The following is a 14,333-nucleotide window of genomic DNA, read 5'->3' as shown; positions in this document are numbered from 1 at the left end:
CGTTCGTGCACGCCCATCGCGCCGGCCGTACCGCCGCCGCGACAGGCGCCACCTAGTAGCGCCCGCCGATGCCCGCCAGCCGCAGGTAGGCGCTGGCACACCAGGCGACGAAACCCCGGTGCAGCCAGCTGCGCCAGCCGCGTGCGGCCGGCTGGCTGCGCACCTCGCGCGAGGCCTCGACGGCGGTGTCGAAGCGGTCGGCCAGCGCGCGTGCGAACAGCGGGTCACGCACGACGACGTTGGCCTCCAGGTTCAGCAGCAGCGACAGCGGGTCGATGTTGGAGCTGCCCACCGTCGCCCAGTCGTCGTCGACGACCGCCACCTTGGCGTGCAGGAAGGCCGGCGTGTACTCGTAGATCTGCACGCCGTGGGCGCGCAGCTCGTCGTAGAGCGCACGCGCGGCGAGCGCGGCGATGCGGTAGTCGATCTTGCCCTGCAGCAGCAGCCGCACCTGCACGCCGCGGCCGGCGGCGTGGCGCAGCGCGCGGCGGAAGGTCTGGCCCGGGTAGAAGTAGGGCACGGCGATGTAGACGCGCTGCTGCGCGCCGCGGATCGCCTCGACGTAGCTGCGCTCGATGGCGCGCCGCTGGCGGATGTTGTCGCGCACGACGAAGGCGGTGCGCACCGGCGCCAACGACTCCTCGCCCACCGGCGGCTGCGGCCGCGCGCGCAGCTGGCGCAGCAGCTGCACCGTCTGCTCGACCGGCGCCGCGCTGCGCGCCAGCGAACGCAGCTCCTCGCCCCAGAAGTGGCCGAGGTGGGCGCGGGCCCACATCGCACGCGCGGTGTCGCGCACCTGCTGCGCGATCGGGCCGTGCAGCTCGACGGCGTAGTCCAGCCGCGGCGCGTCGCTCCAGCCGTGGTGCAGGTCGTGGCGGTCGTCGATGACGTTGATGCCGCCGACGTAGGCCAGCGCCTCGTCGACGACGCACAGCTTCTGGTGCAGCCGCCGCAACTGCCCCGGCTGCAGCCAGGCCCACCAGCGGTCCAGCGGCCGGAACACCTCCAGCCGCACGCCAGCCGGCCTGAGCCACTGGCGCAGCGTGGCCATGGTCTGCAGCGAGCCGAAGCCGTCGACGACGACGTGCACCGCGACACCGCGGTGCGCGGCCGCGGCCAGCGCCTCGGCGATCTCGCGCGAGGCCTCGTCGGTGTGGAAGATGTAGGTCGCGAGCCAGACCTCGGTCTGCGCCGCGGCGATGGCCGCGCGCATGCTCGGGAAGAGTTCGTCGCCGCCCTGCAGCAGGCGCACGTCATTGCCGCCGACGAAACGGGGCCGGGGCACCCCCGACCAGGCCCAGGCCGAGGGGTCGTCCAGCGGCACCGGCATCAGTCCGGCTCCAGTTCCGCGACCAGAGGCAGGTGGTCCGACATGCGCGCCCAGGCCATGCCGCGCGGCACCATCGTCGAGACGCAGCGCAGGCCGCGCAGGTAGAAGCGGTCGAGCGCGAACACCGGCGCCAGCGACGGGAAGGTCAGGCGCTGCAGCCGTGTCGCGCGCGGTGCGACCGCTCGCTGCAGGCCGATCGCCGCCATCGGCGGATCCAGGCGTTCGTTCCAGTCGTTGAAGTCGCCGGCGACGATCAGCATCTCGCCCGCCGGCACGGTGGCCTCGATGAAGGCCGCCAGGCGCGCGACCTGGCGCACCCGGCTCGAATGCACCAGGCCGAGGTGGGCGACGACGGCATGCACCGTCAGCCCCTGCCAGCGCACCGGCACGTGCAGCAGCCCGCGCTGCTCGAAGCGGTGGTCGCTGACGTCGTGGTGGCCGATGTCGCCGATCGGCCAGCGCGACAGCAGCGCGTTGCCGTGTTCGCCGTGGCGCGTGACCGCGTTCGTGCGGTAGGCGACGTCGTAGCCCTCGGGCGCGAGGAACTCGGCCTGGCCCTGCTCGGGCCAGCCGAACGAGGTGCGCTGGAAGTGGCGCGACTCGCGCGTGTTGAACAGCCGCACTTCCTGCAGGAAGACCATGTCGGCGTCGAAGGACTCGACCGCCAGGCCCAGGTTGTGGATCTCCAGCCGCTTGCTGCGGCCGACGCCGCGAACACCTTTGTGGATGTTGTAGGTCGCGACGCGCAGGGCCTCCAGGCCGGTGGCCGGGGGCATCTGGGTGGACTGCAGCGGGTTCAGCCGGTTCACACGAAGTTCACGAAGCGGGGCAGTTGCAGTATGGCCTCGGCATTGCTGGGCGAGAAGCAGCGGTCTGCGGCCTCGCGCCAGGGCAGCCAGCACCAGGCGCCGTGTTCGCGCGGGCACAGCGTCACCGCCGTGTCGGCCGGCACCGTCAGCCCGAAGACGTGCTCGGTGTTGCGCGTGACACCGGGCGCGTAGCGGTGCTGCCACATCGGGTAGAGCTCGTAGACGTTGGACAGCTTCCAGTCGACGAGCTCGCCGCCGGTGATGCCGGTCTCCTCGGCGACCTCGCGCCGCGCCGCCGCCTCCAGCGGCTCGTCGTCGTAGTCGATCGCGCCGGTGACGCTCTGCCAGAAACCGGCGGGCCGGGTGCGCTCGATCAGCAGCACCTGGCCGTCGAGCCGGTGGATGACCACCAGCACCGAAACCGGGATCTTGTAGGGCCGCGTCATCGCGCGCGGCGCGCGCGCACGGCCTCGGCGAGGCCGCGCAACAACGGCTCGGTGTCGTTCCATCCCAGGCAGGCGTCGGTGATGGAGACACCGTGGGCGAGCGGCGTGCCCGGCTTCTGGTCCTGGCGCCCCTCGTGCAGATGGCTTTCGACCATGACGCCGACGATGCGGGCGTCGCCGCCGGCGATCTGGCGGCCGACGTCGGCGGCAACCTCGATCTGGCGCCGCGGCTGCTTGGCCGAGTTGGCGTGCGAGCAGTCGATCATCACCTGCTCGCGCAGCCCGGCGCGGCGCAGCACGGCGCAGGCGGCCTGCACGGCGTCGGCGTCGTAGTTGGGCACCTTGCCGCCGCGCAGGATGACGTGGCCGTCGGGGTTGCCGCGGGTCTCGAAGATCGCGGCCACGCCCATCTTGGTCATGCCCATGAAGCTGTGCGGCGCGGCCGCGGCCATCAGCGCGTCGGCGGCGACCTGCACGCCGCCGTCGGTGCCGTTCTTGAAGCCGACCGGGCAGGACAGGCCGCTGGCGAGCTGGCGGTGGCTCTGGCTCTCGGTCGTGCGCGCGCCGATCGCGCCCCAGGCGATCAGGTCGGCCAGGTACTGCGGCGACAACAGGTCCAGGAACTCGGTCGCCGCCGGCAGGCCGATGGTACTGACCTCGAGCAGCAGCTCGCGCGCGCGGCGCAGGCCTTCGTTGATGCGGAAGCTGTCGTCCAGGCGCGGGTCGTTGATGAAACCCTTCCAGCCCACCGTCGTGCGCGGCTTCTCGAAGTAGACGCGCATCACGGTGACGAGCTCGCCCGAGAGCTCGTCGGCCAGGGTCTTCAAGCGCCGCGCGTATTCGATCGCGGCGTCGAAGTCGTGGATGGAGCACGGGCCCACGACGGCGACGAGGCGGTCGTCGTGGCCGCGCAGCACCGCGCCGATCGCACGGCGCGCGGAGTCGACGACGGTCTGCACCGGGTCGGTGGCCGGCAGTTCGTCCAGCAGCACCGCCGGCGAGACCAGGGCGCGCACCGCGGCGATGCGGGTGTCGTCGGTGCGGGTGCTGTCCTGGGTCGCGTCGTCGCGGCGCCCGGCTTCGTGGTCGTGGCCGGCGGGGGTCTTCGGGGGTGTCATGGGCGGCGCTCTGTTGAACCGCGGCAGGCGGCTGGACCGCCCACCGGAGGGCGAAGCAGTATAGCCAGCGCCCCCCCGTAGCCCGGCGGCGTTCACGCCGCGGACACCGGCCGGTCATCGGCGGCCACGAGCATGCGCGCGGCATCCCGTCGTCGGCGGGGCCACCCTATCGGAGGAACGATGCACAAGTCCCTGATTGCCGCGGCCGTCACCGCGCTCGCCGCCGCCCTCGCCCCCGCCGCCCAGGCACAGACGCTCACCGGCTGGGCGCTGCTGCCGGCCGCGACCTTCGCCGACGGCCCGACGTCGGGCCAGTTCGCGTCGCCCAACCCCTACGGCACGAACCTGCCGCCGTTCGCCGGCCAGCCGGTGCAGGGCTTCTCGGCCGTGCTGCCGGGGCCGGTGCCGGGCAGCTTCCGCGTCATGCCCGACAACGGCTTCGGCGCCCAGAACAACTCCGCCGACGCGCTGCTGCGCATCTACACCGTGCTGCCCGAGTGGCGCACCAGGTTCGGCGGCCGCGGCATCGTGCATCCGGCCGACTGGAGCACCGGCCGGGTGCGCCGCAGCTTCGACACCGCCACCCACATCGGCCTGTCCGACCCGGACCACCACATCGGCTGGACGATCCAGGCCGACCTGACGCACTACTACGGCGTCGAAACCAACCCCGCGGTCGATGCCTCGATCCGCACGAACCGGCTGCTGACCGGCGCCGACTTCGACATCGAGTCGGTGCGCCGCACGGCCGACGGCCACTACTGGTTCGGCGACGAGTTCGGCCCCTTCCTGCTCGAGACCGACGCCAGCGGCCGGCTGCTGGGCGCGCCGATCCCGCTGCCGGGCGTGCGCTCGCCGCAGAACCCCGAGGTGCTGGCCGGCAGCGCCAGCGCCAACCTCGGCAGCTCGGGCGGCTTCGAGGGCATGGCGCTGTCGCGCGACGGCAAGAAGCTCTACGCGCTGCTCGAGAAGACCGTCGCCGGCGACGCCGACAAGACGCTGCGCATCAACGAGTTCGACCTCGCCACGCGCGCCTACACCGGCGTGCGCTACGTCTACCCGCTGGCGCCCGACGGCACTGCCATCGGCGACATGACCGCGGTCGACGAGCACCGCTTCATCGTCATCGAACGCAACGGCTCGACGGCCACCAGCGGCACGCCGTTCAAGAAGCTCTACCTGATCGACATCGAGGGTGTGCAAGCCGGCGGCACGGTGAAGAAGACCGAACTCGTCGACCTGATGGCGATCGCCGACCCCGACGACCTGAACAGCGACGGCAGCAGCACCTTCTCGCTGCCGTACACGACGATCGAGGACGTGCTGCCGCTGGACGCGCGCACGCTGCTGGTCATCAACGACAACAACTTCCCCTATGGCGGCGGGCGCGCGCTGGCCTCGGACGACACCGAGTTCATCCGCATCCGGCTGCCCGAGGGGCTGAAGGTCTGCGTGCGCTGCGACGGCACGCGCTGAGACACCGCGGCAACGAAAAAAGGCGGCCCCGAGGGGCCGCCTTTTCGTTCATGCCGGCGCTTCAGGCCTGGCCGGGGTTGCGCAGCCGGATGTGCAGCTCGCGCAGCTGGGCTTCGTCGACGTTGCTCGGCGCGCCGGTCAGCAGGCACTGGGCGCGCTGCGTCTTCGGGAAGGCGATGACGTCGCGGATCGACTCGGCCTTGGCCATCAGCGTGATCAGCCGGTCCAGGCCGAAGGCCAGGCCACCGTGCGGCGGCGCGCCGTACTGCAGCGCGTCGAGCAGGAAGCCGAACTTCACCTGCGCGTCCTCGGCGTTGATGTTCAGCGCCTTGAAGACCTTGCTCTGCACCTCTGCGCGGTGGATACGCACCGAGCCGCCGCCGAGCTCCCAGCCGTTGAGCACCATGTCGTAGGCCTTGGCGATGCAGGCACCGGGGTCGGTGTCCATCAGGTCCTCGTGCCCGTCCTTGGGCGCGGTGAACGGGTGGTGCACCGCGTTCCAGCGGCCAGCTTCGTCGTCGTGCTCGAACATCGGGAAGTCGACGACCCACAGCGGCGCCCACTTGTCCTCGAACAGGCCGTGGTTGCGGCCAAACTCGCTGTGGCCGATCTTCACGCGCAAAGCGCCCAGCGCGTCGTTGACCACCTTGGCCTTGTCGGCGCCGAAGAAGATCAGGTCGCCGTTGCAGGCGCCGGTGCGGGCGATGATCTCGGCCAGCGCGGCGTCGTGCAGGTTCTTCACGACCGGGCTCTGCAGGCCTTCACGGCCCTTGGCGGCGTCGTTGACCTTGATCCACGCCAGGCCCTTGGCGCCGTAGATCTTGACGAACTCGGTGTAGGCGTCGATCTCGCCGCGGCTCATCTCGCCGCCGCCGGGCACGCGCAGCGCCGCGACGCGGCCGCCCTTCATCGTCGCCGGGCCGGCGAAGACCTTGAAGTCGACCGTCTTCATCACGTCGGTGAGTTCGGTGAACTCGAGCTTGACGCGCAGGTCGGGCTTGTCCGAGCCGTACTTGTGCATCGCCTCGGCGTAGGTCAGCTGGCCGTACACCGGCAGCTCGACACCCAGCGCCTTGCGGAAGACGGTGCGCACCATGCCTTCGGTGATCGCGCGGATCTCGGCCTCGTCCAGGAACGAGGTCTCGATGTCGATCTGCGTGAACTCGGGCTGGCGGTCGGCGCGCAGGTCCTCGTCGCGGAAGCACTTGGTGATCTGGTAGTAGCGGTCGAAGCCCGCGACCATCAGCAACTGCTTGAAGAGCTGGGGCGACTGCGGCAGCGCGAAGAACATGCCGTCGTGCACGCGGCTGGGCACGAGGTAGTCGCGTGCGCCTTCGGGCGTGCTCTTGGTCAGCATCGGCGTCTCGATGTCGACGAAGCCCTGGTCGTCGAGGTACTTGCGCACCTCCATCGCCACGCGGTAACGCAGCATCAGGTTCTTCTGCATCATCGGCCGGCGCAGGTCGAGCACGCGGTGCGTCAGGCGCACCGTCTCCGACAGGTTGTCGTCGTCGAGCTGGAACGGCGGCGTGACGCTGGGGTTCAGCACTTCCAGCTCGTAGGCCAGGACCTCGATCTTGCCGCTGGTGAGGTTGGTGTTCTCGGTGCCGGCCGGACGCGCGCGCACCTTGCCGACGATCTTCAGGCAGAACTCGTTGCGCACGGCTTCGGCGGCCTTGAACATCTCGGCGCGGTCGGGGTCGCAGACGATCTGCACCAGGCCTTCGCGGTCGCGCAGGTCGATGAAGATCACGCCGCCGTGGTCGCGGCGGCGGTGGGCCCAACCCATCAGGGTCACGGTCTGGTCCATCAGCTTCTCGCTGACCAGGCCGCAGTACGTCGTTCTCATCGGATCACTCCAGGTATTCGGGGGGATGTCTGTATTCAGGTGGCTTGGAGGCGGGCTCGTTCGAGCCTCAGGACCGGCCGCGTGCCGTGGGGGCCGGCCCCGTCAATTTCGCAACGCGGGCGGCTCGGCACCCGGCGGGGCGACGACGCCCATCGAGATCACGTACTTCAGCGCCTCGTCCACGCTCATCGTGAGCACGTGCACGTCCGAGCGCGGCATCATCAGGAAGAAGCCCGAGGTCGGGTTCGGCGTCGTCGGCACGTAGACGCTGACGTAGTCGCCCGGCAGGTAGTGTGCGACCTCGCCGCCGGGTTTGCCGGTGACGAAGGCGATGGTCCACGAACCCTGGCGCGGGTACTGCACCAGCACCGCCTCGCGGAAGGCGTTGCCGCTGGACGAGAACAGCGTGTCCGAGACCTGCTTGACCGAGCTGTAGATCGACTTGACGATGGGGATGCGCGCCATCAGCGCGTCCCACTGCCGCAGCCACCACTGGCCGACGAAGTTGGCGGCGAACACGCCCGACAGCAGCAGCACGAGCAGCACCACCGCCACGCCCAGCCCGGGCACGCCGCGCAGGTATTCGACGGTCTGGTGCGTGGACTGCGGCAGGACGAACTGGGTCGCCGACAGCAGGCTGGCGAAGACGCCGTCGAGCACGCCCAGCAACCAGGACAGGACCCAGATCGTGACGGCCAGCGGCAGCCAGACCAGCAGCCCGGCAACGAAGTACTTTTTCACGGGTGGCTTTCGGCTTGCGCGCCTCAGGTGCTGCTGCCCGGCGTCGGGGTCGACGCCGGCGCGGCTGCGGCAGGCGCGGCCTCGGCGGGTTTGTCCGCCTTCGGGGCGGGCGTTTCGGTCTTGACGTCTTCGCTCTTGGCCGTGTCGGTCTTGGCGGCGGCGCTCTTGCCGCTGTCGCCACCGCGGAAATCGGTGACGTACCAGCCCGAACCCTTGAGCTGGAATCCGGCGGCGGTGACCTGTTTCTCGAAGGCCTCGGCACCGCAGACCGGACAGACCGTCAGGCGCGGATCGGAGATCTTCTGCAGCACGTCCCGGGCGTGCCCGCAGGCAGCGCAGCGGTACGCATAGATCGGCATGGCTAAACCCTTGATTTGAAAAGCGTAAATTCTAGTCGTTCGAGCCGGCGGCTCAGACGCCGGCGGCGTGCAGCATGACGCGGGTGACGAGCAGGCCGCCGATGAAGCCGATCGCGGCCCAGATCAGCGCCTGCAACAGCCGGTTCGTGCGCCGCTGCTCGGTCAGCAGCGCCAGCAGCGCCGCCGAGGGCCCCGGGTCCGGGCGCCGCTGCAGCGCCGCATGCACCAGCCGCGGCAGCTCGGGGATGATCTGCGCGTAGTGCGGCGCTTCGTGCTGCAGCCGGTCGAGCAGGCCGCGCCAGCCGATCTGCTCGTTCATCCAGCGCTCGAGGAAGGGCTTGGCGGTGGTCCACAGGTCGAGCTCGGGGTCGAGCTGGCGCCCCAGGCCCTCGATGTTCAGCAGCGTTTTCTGCAGCAGCACCAGCTGCGGCTGGATCTCGACATTGAAGCGGCGCGAAGCCTGGAACAGCCGCATCAGCACCTGCCCCAGCGACAGATCCTTCAGCGGCCGGTCGAAATGCGGCTCGCAAACCGCACGGATCGCCCCTTCCAGCGCGTCGACCCGCGTATTCGCCGGCACCCAGCCACTTTCCACGTGTAACTCGGCCACTCGCTTGTAATCCCGGCGGAAGAAAGCCAGGAAGTTGTAAGCGAGGTATTCCTTGTCGGTCTCGGTCAGCGTGCCGATGATCCCGAAGTCCAGCGCGATGTAGCGGCCGAAGGTCTCGGGCGCCAGGCTCACCTGGATGTTGCCCGGGTGCATGTCGGCGTGGAAGAAGCCGTCGCGGAAGACCTGGGTGAAGAAGATCGTGACGCCGTCGCGCGCCAGCTTCTTGAAGTCGACACCGGCTTCGCGCAGGCGCTCGACCTGGCTGATCTGCACGCCGTACATGCGCTCCATCACGATGACCGAGGACGTGCAGTAGTCCCAGATCATCTCGGGCACCAGCAGCAGCTCGAGCCCGTCCATGTTGCGCCGCAGCTGGGCCGCGTTGCTGGCTTCGCGCACCAGGTCGAGTTCGTCGTGCAGGTAGATGTCGAACTCGGCGACGACCTCGCGCGGGCGCAGCCGCTTGCCGTCGGCAGACAGGCGCTCGACCCAGCGCGCCAGCGTGTGCAGCAGCGTCAGGTCGTCGTCGATGACGTCGAGCATGCCCGGGCGCAGCACCTTGACCGCGACCTCGCGCCCGTCCTTGAGCGTCGCGAAGTGCACCTGCGCGATCGACGCGCTGGCGACCGGGTCGGTCTCGAAGTGGCTGAAGATCTGGTCGATCGAGCGGCCGAAGGCGCGTTCCACGAGCGCACGTGCGACCGCCGGCGGGAACGGCGGCACGCGGTCCTGCAGCCGCGCCAGTTCGTCGGCGATGTCCAGCGGCAGCAGGTCGCGGCGCGTGGACAGCACCTGGCCGAACTTGACGAAGATCGGCCCCAGGCGCTCGAAGGCGCGGCGCAGGCGCACGCCGCGCGGCGCGTCCAGGCGCCGGCCGACCGTGACCAGGCGCACCAGCACCCGCACCCAGGGCTGGCGGAAGGCCGACATCGCGACTTCGTCCAGGCCGAAGCGCAGGACGGTGAAGACGATGAAGATCAGGCGGGCGACTCGCCGCATCGTGGGTCCGGGAGACTGAAGTTCAGCGCGGACGCGCGCGGCCCAGGCCCTGCACGGCGCTGCGCAGCGCGTGCGCGAGCGCCGAACCCAGGCGATGCAGTTGCTGCGCGACGACCGGGCCGAAGAAACGCTCCAGGTCGGCGGCGACGTCCCAGCGCAGGTTCTGCAGCAGCCAGTTGACGTCGCCGGCGAGCTGGGCGTCGCCGTCTATCGCCACCGGCGGCAGTTCGCCGCCGAGCGAACGCGCCAGCAGCAGCGCCGGGTTGGCGGCGTCGACACGCAGCGCCAGGTCGCAGGCGGCCGGGCGGTCCAGGCCGCACCATTCGAGCAGCCCGGCCGGGGTGATGCGGAAGGCCAGCACCGGCGGCGGCGGCAGCAGCGAGGGCCAGGCGCTCGCGGCGAGCTCCAGCGTGCGGCCGGCGTGCGGCTTGAGCCGCTCGGTGGCCACCGGCTCGCCGGAGAGCACGTGGTTGATGACCAGCGTCAGCCGTTCGAGCACGGCTGGCGCGAGCAAGCTGTTGAGGGTTTGCAGCATTGCCGCATTGTAGGCAGCCGCCACCGGGCATCGATCTTGCGCGGTTGCAGCTTGCGACGCGTTCCAAGGCCTGGCCCGGGTAAAAGATGCCGGTCGGGACGTTGCTGCCCGTCGCCTCCGCCACTTTTAGACGGCAAGGCCTTCCGGCCCCTCCATGTTCGAAGACCGCAGCACCAAACGCATTTTCTACAGCGCTCCGCAGTCCGTGACGTCGCTGGTCGCGGCCTTCATCGAGCCCACGATCACCGTCGGCGTCTACGTCCTGGCGGCGAGCTGGTTCGACGAGCCGATCCTGCGCGCCGACCTGACGCTGTGCCTGCTGGTGTTCGCGCTCACCTTCCCCGGGCGCAACCGCTTCGGCGACCGGCCGCTGAACGCCGCGGTCGACATCTCGACCTCGTGGCTCAGCCTGCTGGCCATCCTCGCGCTGTGCGGCTACGCGACGCGCAGCCTGTCGTTCTTCGACCCGGCCGTCATCGCCTGGTGGGCGCTGCTGACGCCGACGCTGCAGTGGCTGGCCTTCTACGGCGGGCGCCAGCTGCTGCGCCAGGCCGCGGCCCGGCCGCAGAACCGGCGCCATGCGCTCGTCGTCGGCGCCGGGCCGCTGGGCGTCAAGGTCTCGACCGCGTTCCGCGCGCGCGGCGACATCGGCCTTTCGTTCCTGGGGTATTTCGACGACCGCATCGACGAACGCATAGACGCCGAGGCGGCGGCACAGCGCCTGGGCGGCCTGGCCGACGTCGCGCGCCACGTGCGCGAGCACCGCGTCGACGAGGTCTACATCACGCTGCCGCTGGGCTCGCAGCCGCGCATCGTCGCGCTGCTCGAGCAGCTGCAGGGCACGACGGCCTCGCTGTTCTACGTGCCCGACGTCTTCGGCATCAGCATCATCCAGGGCCGGCTGATGGACATGAACGGGGTGCCGGTCGTCGGCATCTGCGAGACCCCGTTCACCGGCAGCAACATGGTGGCCAAGCGCATCAGCGACATCGTGCTGGCCTCGCTCATCCTGCTGCTGATCTCCCCGATCCTGCTGCTGCTGGCGCTGGGCGTGAAGCTCAGCTCGCCCGGGCCGGTGATCTTCCGCCAGCGCCGCAACGGCCTGGCCGGCGAGGAGATCGAGGTCTACAAGTTCCGCTCGATGCGCTCGATGGACAACGGCGCGGTCATCAAGCAGGCGACCAAGGGCGACCCGCGCATCACGCCCTTCGGCGCCTTCATCCGCCGCACCTCGCTGGACGAGCTGCCGCAGTTCGTCAACGTGCTGCAGGGGCGCATGAGCATCGTCGGACCCCGCCCACATGCGGTGGCGCACAACGAGCAGTACCGCGAGATCATCAAGGCCTACATGGTGCGGCACAAGGTCAAGCCCGGCATCACCGGCTGGGCGCAGGTCAACGGCCATCGCGGCGAGACCGACACCGTCGAGAAGATGCGGGCCCGCGTCGAGTACGACCTCGAGTACCTGCGCAACTGGTCGATCGGGCTGGATCTGCAGATCATCGCGCGCACCGTGAAGCTGGTGTTCTTCGACCGCAATGCCTACTGAGCCAGGAGAACCCTCGATGGCCCGATGGTTGACGACCTGCCTGCTCGCCACCCTGGCCGGCAGCCCCGCATGGGCCCAGACCAGCCCGTACTACGTCGGCGGCATCGCCTCGGTGACGCGCGAGGACAACCTGCTGCGGCTGGGCGACGGCCAGGCCGCGCCGAGTGGGCTCAGCAAGTCCGACACGATCAGCTCGCTGGCGCTCACCGGCGGCGTCGACCAGCCGATCGGGCGCCAGCGCGTGTTCGGCAACGTCACGCTGCGCGAGAGCCGCTTCGCCGAGAACGATGTCTACGACAACCGCAGCTACGCACTGAACGCCGGGCTGGACTTCGCCACCGTCGAGCGCGTCTCCGGCAACCTGCGTCTGGGCGCCACCCGGCGGCTGGCGCAGTTCAACACCGACACGCTGGGTCTGGTCACCGAGAAGAACGAGGAGAGCACGCGCCGCATCGACGCGACCGTGCGCGTGGGTGTCGTCACGCGCTGGAGCTTCGAAGCCGGCGCCGGCCACCGCAGCATCGACTACAGCTCCGACGCCTATGCCTCGCGCGTCTTCAACCAGGACCACGCGTCGTTGGGCATCCGCTACCGCCCGCAGGCCGCCAGCAGCTTCGCGCTGACGCTGCGCGACGCGCGCGGCCGTTATCCGCGCTCGCGCATCGACCCCGTCAACGGCGGCTATGACGAAGAACGCTTCGACCGCCGCGACCTCGACCTGGAGGCGACGCTGCAGCCCTCGGCCGCCAGCCGGCTGCTGGCGCGGCTCAGCTACGGCGACATCGACTACGAGCTGCTCGACGCGCGCGACTTCCGCGGCGTCACCGGCCTGCTGAGCTGGGACTGGCGACCGACGGCCAAGCTGGCGTTCGACACCCGGCTGACACGCGACCCGAGCCAGGACGCGTACTTCGCCGACAGTGAGCTCGAGCCTGAGCGGACCGTCGAGTACAGCCGCATCACCGATGCGCTGCGGCTCGGCGTCAACTACCTGGCCACCAGCAAGGTCTCGTTGTCGGCCCGGCTCGCCCTGTGGCGGCGCTCGACCATCGCCAACGATGCCGGCGTCACGCTCCGTGATACCGAGCGCGGCAACGCGGCGACGCTGGGCCTGTCATGGTCGCCCACCCGAACCCTGCTGGTCGGCTGCGAGATCTCGCGCGAGCGCCGCCGCGGCGACGGCGTGCTGTCGCAGGACATGACGGCCAAGAGCGCGAGCTGCCAGACCCGCCTGACCTTGCAATAAGCTCTCGGTATGCCTTCCATCCTGCTCACCGGTGCGACCGGCTACATCGCCTCGCACACCTGGCTGGCGCTGCAAAGCGCCGGCTTCGACGTCGTCGGCGTCGACGACTTCTCCAACAGCTCGCCCCGGGTGCTCGAGCGCCTGCGCACGATCAGCGGCCGCGAGCCGGTCTTCGAACGTGCCGACGTGCGCGACGCCGCGGCGATGCAGTCGCTGTTCCAGCGCCACCGCATCGACGCCGCAGTGCACTTCGCCGCCTTCAAGGCGGTGGGCGAGTCGACGCAAAAACCGCTGGAGTACTACACCAACAACATCGGCGGCCTGCTCAACGTCTGCCAGGCGATGCGCCGCCACGGCGTCTCGCGTTTCGTCTTCAGCTCCAGCGCCACCGTCTACGGCGACCCGGAGTCGCTGCCGATCCGGGAAGACGCACGCCTCACCGCGACCAACCCCTATGGCCAGACCAAGCTGATCAGCGAGCAGATCCTGCGCGACCTGGGCGCCGCCGACGCCGGCTGGCAGACCGCCTGCCTGCGCTACTTCAACCCGGTCGGCGCACACGAGAGCGGCCTCATCGGCGAGGACCCGCGCGGCATCCCGAACAACCTGATGCCCTACGTCACCCAGGTCGCGGTCGGCCGACGCGAGTTCCTGCAGGTCTTCGGCGACGACTACCCGACACCCGACGGCACCGGCGTGCGCGACTACATCCACGTGATGGACCTCGCCGAAGGCCACGTCGCCGCACTGCGCCACCTGCTCGACCAGCCGGGCTCGCTGACCGTCAACCTCGGCACCGGCCGCGGCTACTCGGTGCTCGAGGTCGTCGCCGCCTTCGCGCGCGCCAGCGGCCGCGACCTGCCCTACCGCGTCATGCCGCGCCGGGCCGGCGACGTCGCCGCCTGTTATGCGGACCCGTCGCGTGCACACGAGCTGCTCGGCTGGCGCGCGCGCCACGACCTGGACCGCATGTGCACCGACAGCTGGCGCTGGCAGCAACACAACCCCGGGGGTTTCGAAGCATGAGCATCGCCGTCCAGCCGGTCGTCATGGCCGGGGGCTCGGGCACGCGGCTGTGGCCGCTGTCGCGCGCCGCCTATCCGAAGCAGTTCCTCGTGCTGTCGGGCAACAGCAGCCTGTTCCAGCAGGCGGTGCAGCGTTTGCAGGCGCTGGCCGGCGGCACGACCGCCGCGCCGCTGGTCGTCGGCAACGAGGAGCACCGCTTCCTGGTGCTGGACCAGCTGCGCGAGATCGGCGTCGACCCGG

Annotated in this window: 14 protein-coding genes; 5 read left to right on the top strand and 9 right to left on the bottom strand. The window is 70.2% G+C overall.

Features of this window, described 5'->3' with window-relative positions; translation table 11 throughout:
* Positions 1 to 52 precede the first annotated feature (52 nt).
* Genes clsB through CKO43_RS11270 form a run of 4 tightly spaced genes read right to left on the bottom strand, consistent with a single transcriptional unit; the run spans position 53 to position 3,703 of the window.
* Positions 53 to 1,330, bottom strand: coding sequence for a cardiolipin synthase ClsB (clsB, locus tag CKO43_RS11285; protein ID WP_200227736.1), 1,278 nt, complete (start codon positions 1,328 to 1,330; stop codon positions 53 to 55).
* Positions 1,330 to 2,139, bottom strand: a complete 810-nt coding sequence (locus CKO43_RS11280; protein ID WP_200227738.1) for an endonuclease/exonuclease/phosphatase family protein — start codon at positions 2,137 to 2,139, stop codon at positions 1,330 to 1,332. The genes clsB and CKO43_RS11280 overlap by 1 nt, the downstream gene beginning before the upstream one ends.
* Positions 2,136 to 2,585: a dihydroneopterin triphosphate diphosphatase gene (gene nudB, locus CKO43_RS11275; RefSeq protein ID WP_200378693.1), complete on the bottom strand. Its 450-nt coding sequence runs from the start codon at positions 2,583 to 2,585 to the stop codon at positions 2,136 to 2,138. Before nudB ends, CKO43_RS11280 begins: the two co-directional genes overlap by 4 nt.
* Positions 2,582 to 3,703, bottom strand: coding sequence for a 3-deoxy-7-phosphoheptulonate synthase (locus CKO43_RS11270; protein ID WP_200227742.1), 1,122 nt, complete (start codon positions 3,701 to 3,703; stop codon positions 2,582 to 2,584). Before CKO43_RS11270 ends, nudB begins: the two co-directional genes overlap by 4 nt.
* Positions 3,704 to 3,883: 180 nt before the next feature.
* On the opposite strand from CKO43_RS11270, the gene CKO43_RS11265 reads away from it, so the two are divergent.
* Complete coding sequence (locus CKO43_RS11265; protein WP_200227744.1) at positions 3,884 to 5,179, top strand: esterase-like activity of phytase family protein; 1,296 nt, start codon at positions 3,884 to 3,886, stop codon at positions 5,177 to 5,179.
* A 61-nt stretch (positions 5,180 to 5,240) separates the two neighbouring features.
* On the opposite strand, the gene aspS is transcribed toward CKO43_RS11265, so the two are convergent.
* The 5 genes from aspS to CKO43_RS11240 all read right to left on the bottom strand — a co-directional run bounded on the left by aspS (position 5,241) and on the right by CKO43_RS11240 (position 10,272).
* Positions 5,241 to 7,028 (bottom strand): aspartate--tRNA ligase, encoded by a 1,788-nt coding sequence (gene aspS / locus CKO43_RS11260; protein ID WP_200227746.1) that lies wholly within the window; start codon positions 7,026 to 7,028, stop codon positions 5,241 to 5,243.
* 102 nt (positions 7,029 to 7,130) lie between these two features.
* Positions 7,131 to 7,769 (bottom strand): DUF502 domain-containing protein, encoded by a 639-nt coding sequence (locus CKO43_RS11255; RefSeq protein ID WP_200227748.1) that lies wholly within the window; start codon positions 7,767 to 7,769, stop codon positions 7,131 to 7,133.
* 23 nt (positions 7,770 to 7,792) lie between these two features.
* A complete protein-coding gene (locus tag CKO43_RS11250; RefSeq protein WP_200378692.1) occupies positions 7,793 to 8,128 on the bottom strand; it encodes an FmdB family zinc ribbon protein in 336 nt (111 codons plus the stop codon).
* A 52-nt stretch (positions 8,129 to 8,180) separates the two neighbouring features.
* A complete protein-coding gene (gene ubiB / locus CKO43_RS11245) occupies positions 8,181 to 9,737 on the bottom strand; it encodes a ubiquinone biosynthesis regulatory protein kinase UbiB (RefSeq protein WP_200227752.1) in 1,557 nt (518 codons plus the stop codon).
* Between the two features lie 22 nt (positions 9,738 to 9,759).
* Entirely contained in the window at positions 9,760 to 10,272 is a 513-nt protein-coding gene (locus tag CKO43_RS11240) for a hypothetical protein (protein ID WP_200227754.1), read from the bottom strand.
* A 154-nt stretch (positions 10,273 to 10,426) separates the two neighbouring features.
* Between CKO43_RS11240 and CKO43_RS11235 the strand changes: the two genes are divergently transcribed.
* The 4 genes from CKO43_RS11235 to CKO43_RS11220 form a co-directional block, all read left to right on the top strand.
* Entirely contained in the window at positions 10,427 to 11,821 is a 1,395-nt protein-coding gene (locus CKO43_RS11235) for an undecaprenyl-phosphate glucose phosphotransferase (protein WP_242477882.1), read from the top strand.
* A 16-nt stretch (positions 11,822 to 11,837) separates the two neighbouring features.
* Complete coding sequence (locus CKO43_RS11230; protein WP_200227756.1) at positions 11,838 to 13,067, top strand: hypothetical protein; 1,230 nt, start codon at positions 11,838 to 11,840, stop codon at positions 13,065 to 13,067.
* A 9-nt stretch (positions 13,068 to 13,076) separates the two neighbouring features.
* Positions 13,077 to 14,093: a UDP-glucose 4-epimerase GalE gene (gene galE, locus CKO43_RS11225; RefSeq protein WP_200378691.1), complete on the top strand. Its 1,017-nt coding sequence runs from the start codon at positions 13,077 to 13,079 to the stop codon at positions 14,091 to 14,093.
* Positions 14,090 to 14,333 (top strand): sugar phosphate nucleotidyltransferase (locus CKO43_RS11220; RefSeq protein WP_259375308.1); only part of this gene is annotated, 244 nt, incomplete at its 3' end. The genes galE and CKO43_RS11220, both read left to right, overlap by 4 nt.

It is taken from the genome of Rubrivivax gelatinosus, assembly GCF_016583785.1.
Classification (GTDB): domain Bacteria; phylum Pseudomonadota; class Gammaproteobacteria; order Burkholderiales; family Burkholderiaceae_C; genus Rubrivivax; species Rubrivivax gelatinosus_B.
The sequence above is the reverse complement of the archived record's forward strand: the minus strand, read 5'-3'. Positions and strand labels throughout refer to the sequence as shown.

What these genes read in the sequence shown, in the direction of transcription:
- ubiB (WP_200227752.1), bottom strand. Translation starts at nt 9,737, where the DNA reads ATGCGGCGAGTCGCCCGCCTGATCTTCATCGTCTTCACCGTCCTGCGC.
- galE (WP_200378691.1), top strand. Translation starts at nt 13,077, where the DNA reads ATGCCTTCCATCCTGCTCACCGGTGCGACCGGCTACATCGCCTCGCAC.
- CKO43_RS11265 (WP_200227744.1), top strand. Translation starts at nt 3,884, where the DNA reads ATGCACAAGTCCCTGATTGCCGCGGCCGTCACCGCGCTCGCCGCCGCC.
- CKO43_RS11270 (WP_200227742.1), bottom strand. Translation starts at nt 3,703, where the DNA reads ATGACACCCCCGAAGACCCCCGCCGGCCACGACCACGAAGCCGGGCGC.
- clsB (WP_200227736.1), bottom strand. Translation starts at nt 1,330, where the DNA reads ATGCCGGTGCCGCTGGACGACCCCTCGGCCTGGGCCTGGTCGGGGGTG.
- aspS (WP_200227746.1), bottom strand. Translation starts at nt 7,028, where the DNA reads ATGAGAACGACGTACTGCGGCCTGGTCAGCGAGAAGCTGATGGACCAG.
- CKO43_RS11230 (WP_200227756.1), top strand. Translation starts at nt 11,838, where the DNA reads ATGGCCCGATGGTTGACGACCTGCCTGCTCGCCACCCTGGCCGGCAGC.
- CKO43_RS11240 (WP_200227754.1), bottom strand. Translation starts at nt 10,272, where the DNA reads ATGCTGCAAACCCTCAACAGCTTGCTCGCGCCAGCCGTGCTCGAACGG.
- CKO43_RS11250 (WP_200378692.1), bottom strand. Translation starts at nt 8,128, where the DNA reads ATGCCGATCTATGCGTACCGCTGCGCTGCCTGCGGGCACGCCCGGGAC.
- nudB (WP_200378693.1), bottom strand. Translation starts at nt 2,585, where the DNA reads ATGACGCGGCCCTACAAGATCCCGGTTTCGGTGCTGGTGGTCATCCAC.
- CKO43_RS11235 (WP_242477882.1), top strand. Translation starts at nt 10,427, where the DNA reads ATGTTCGAAGACCGCAGCACCAAACGCATTTTCTACAGCGCTCCGCAG.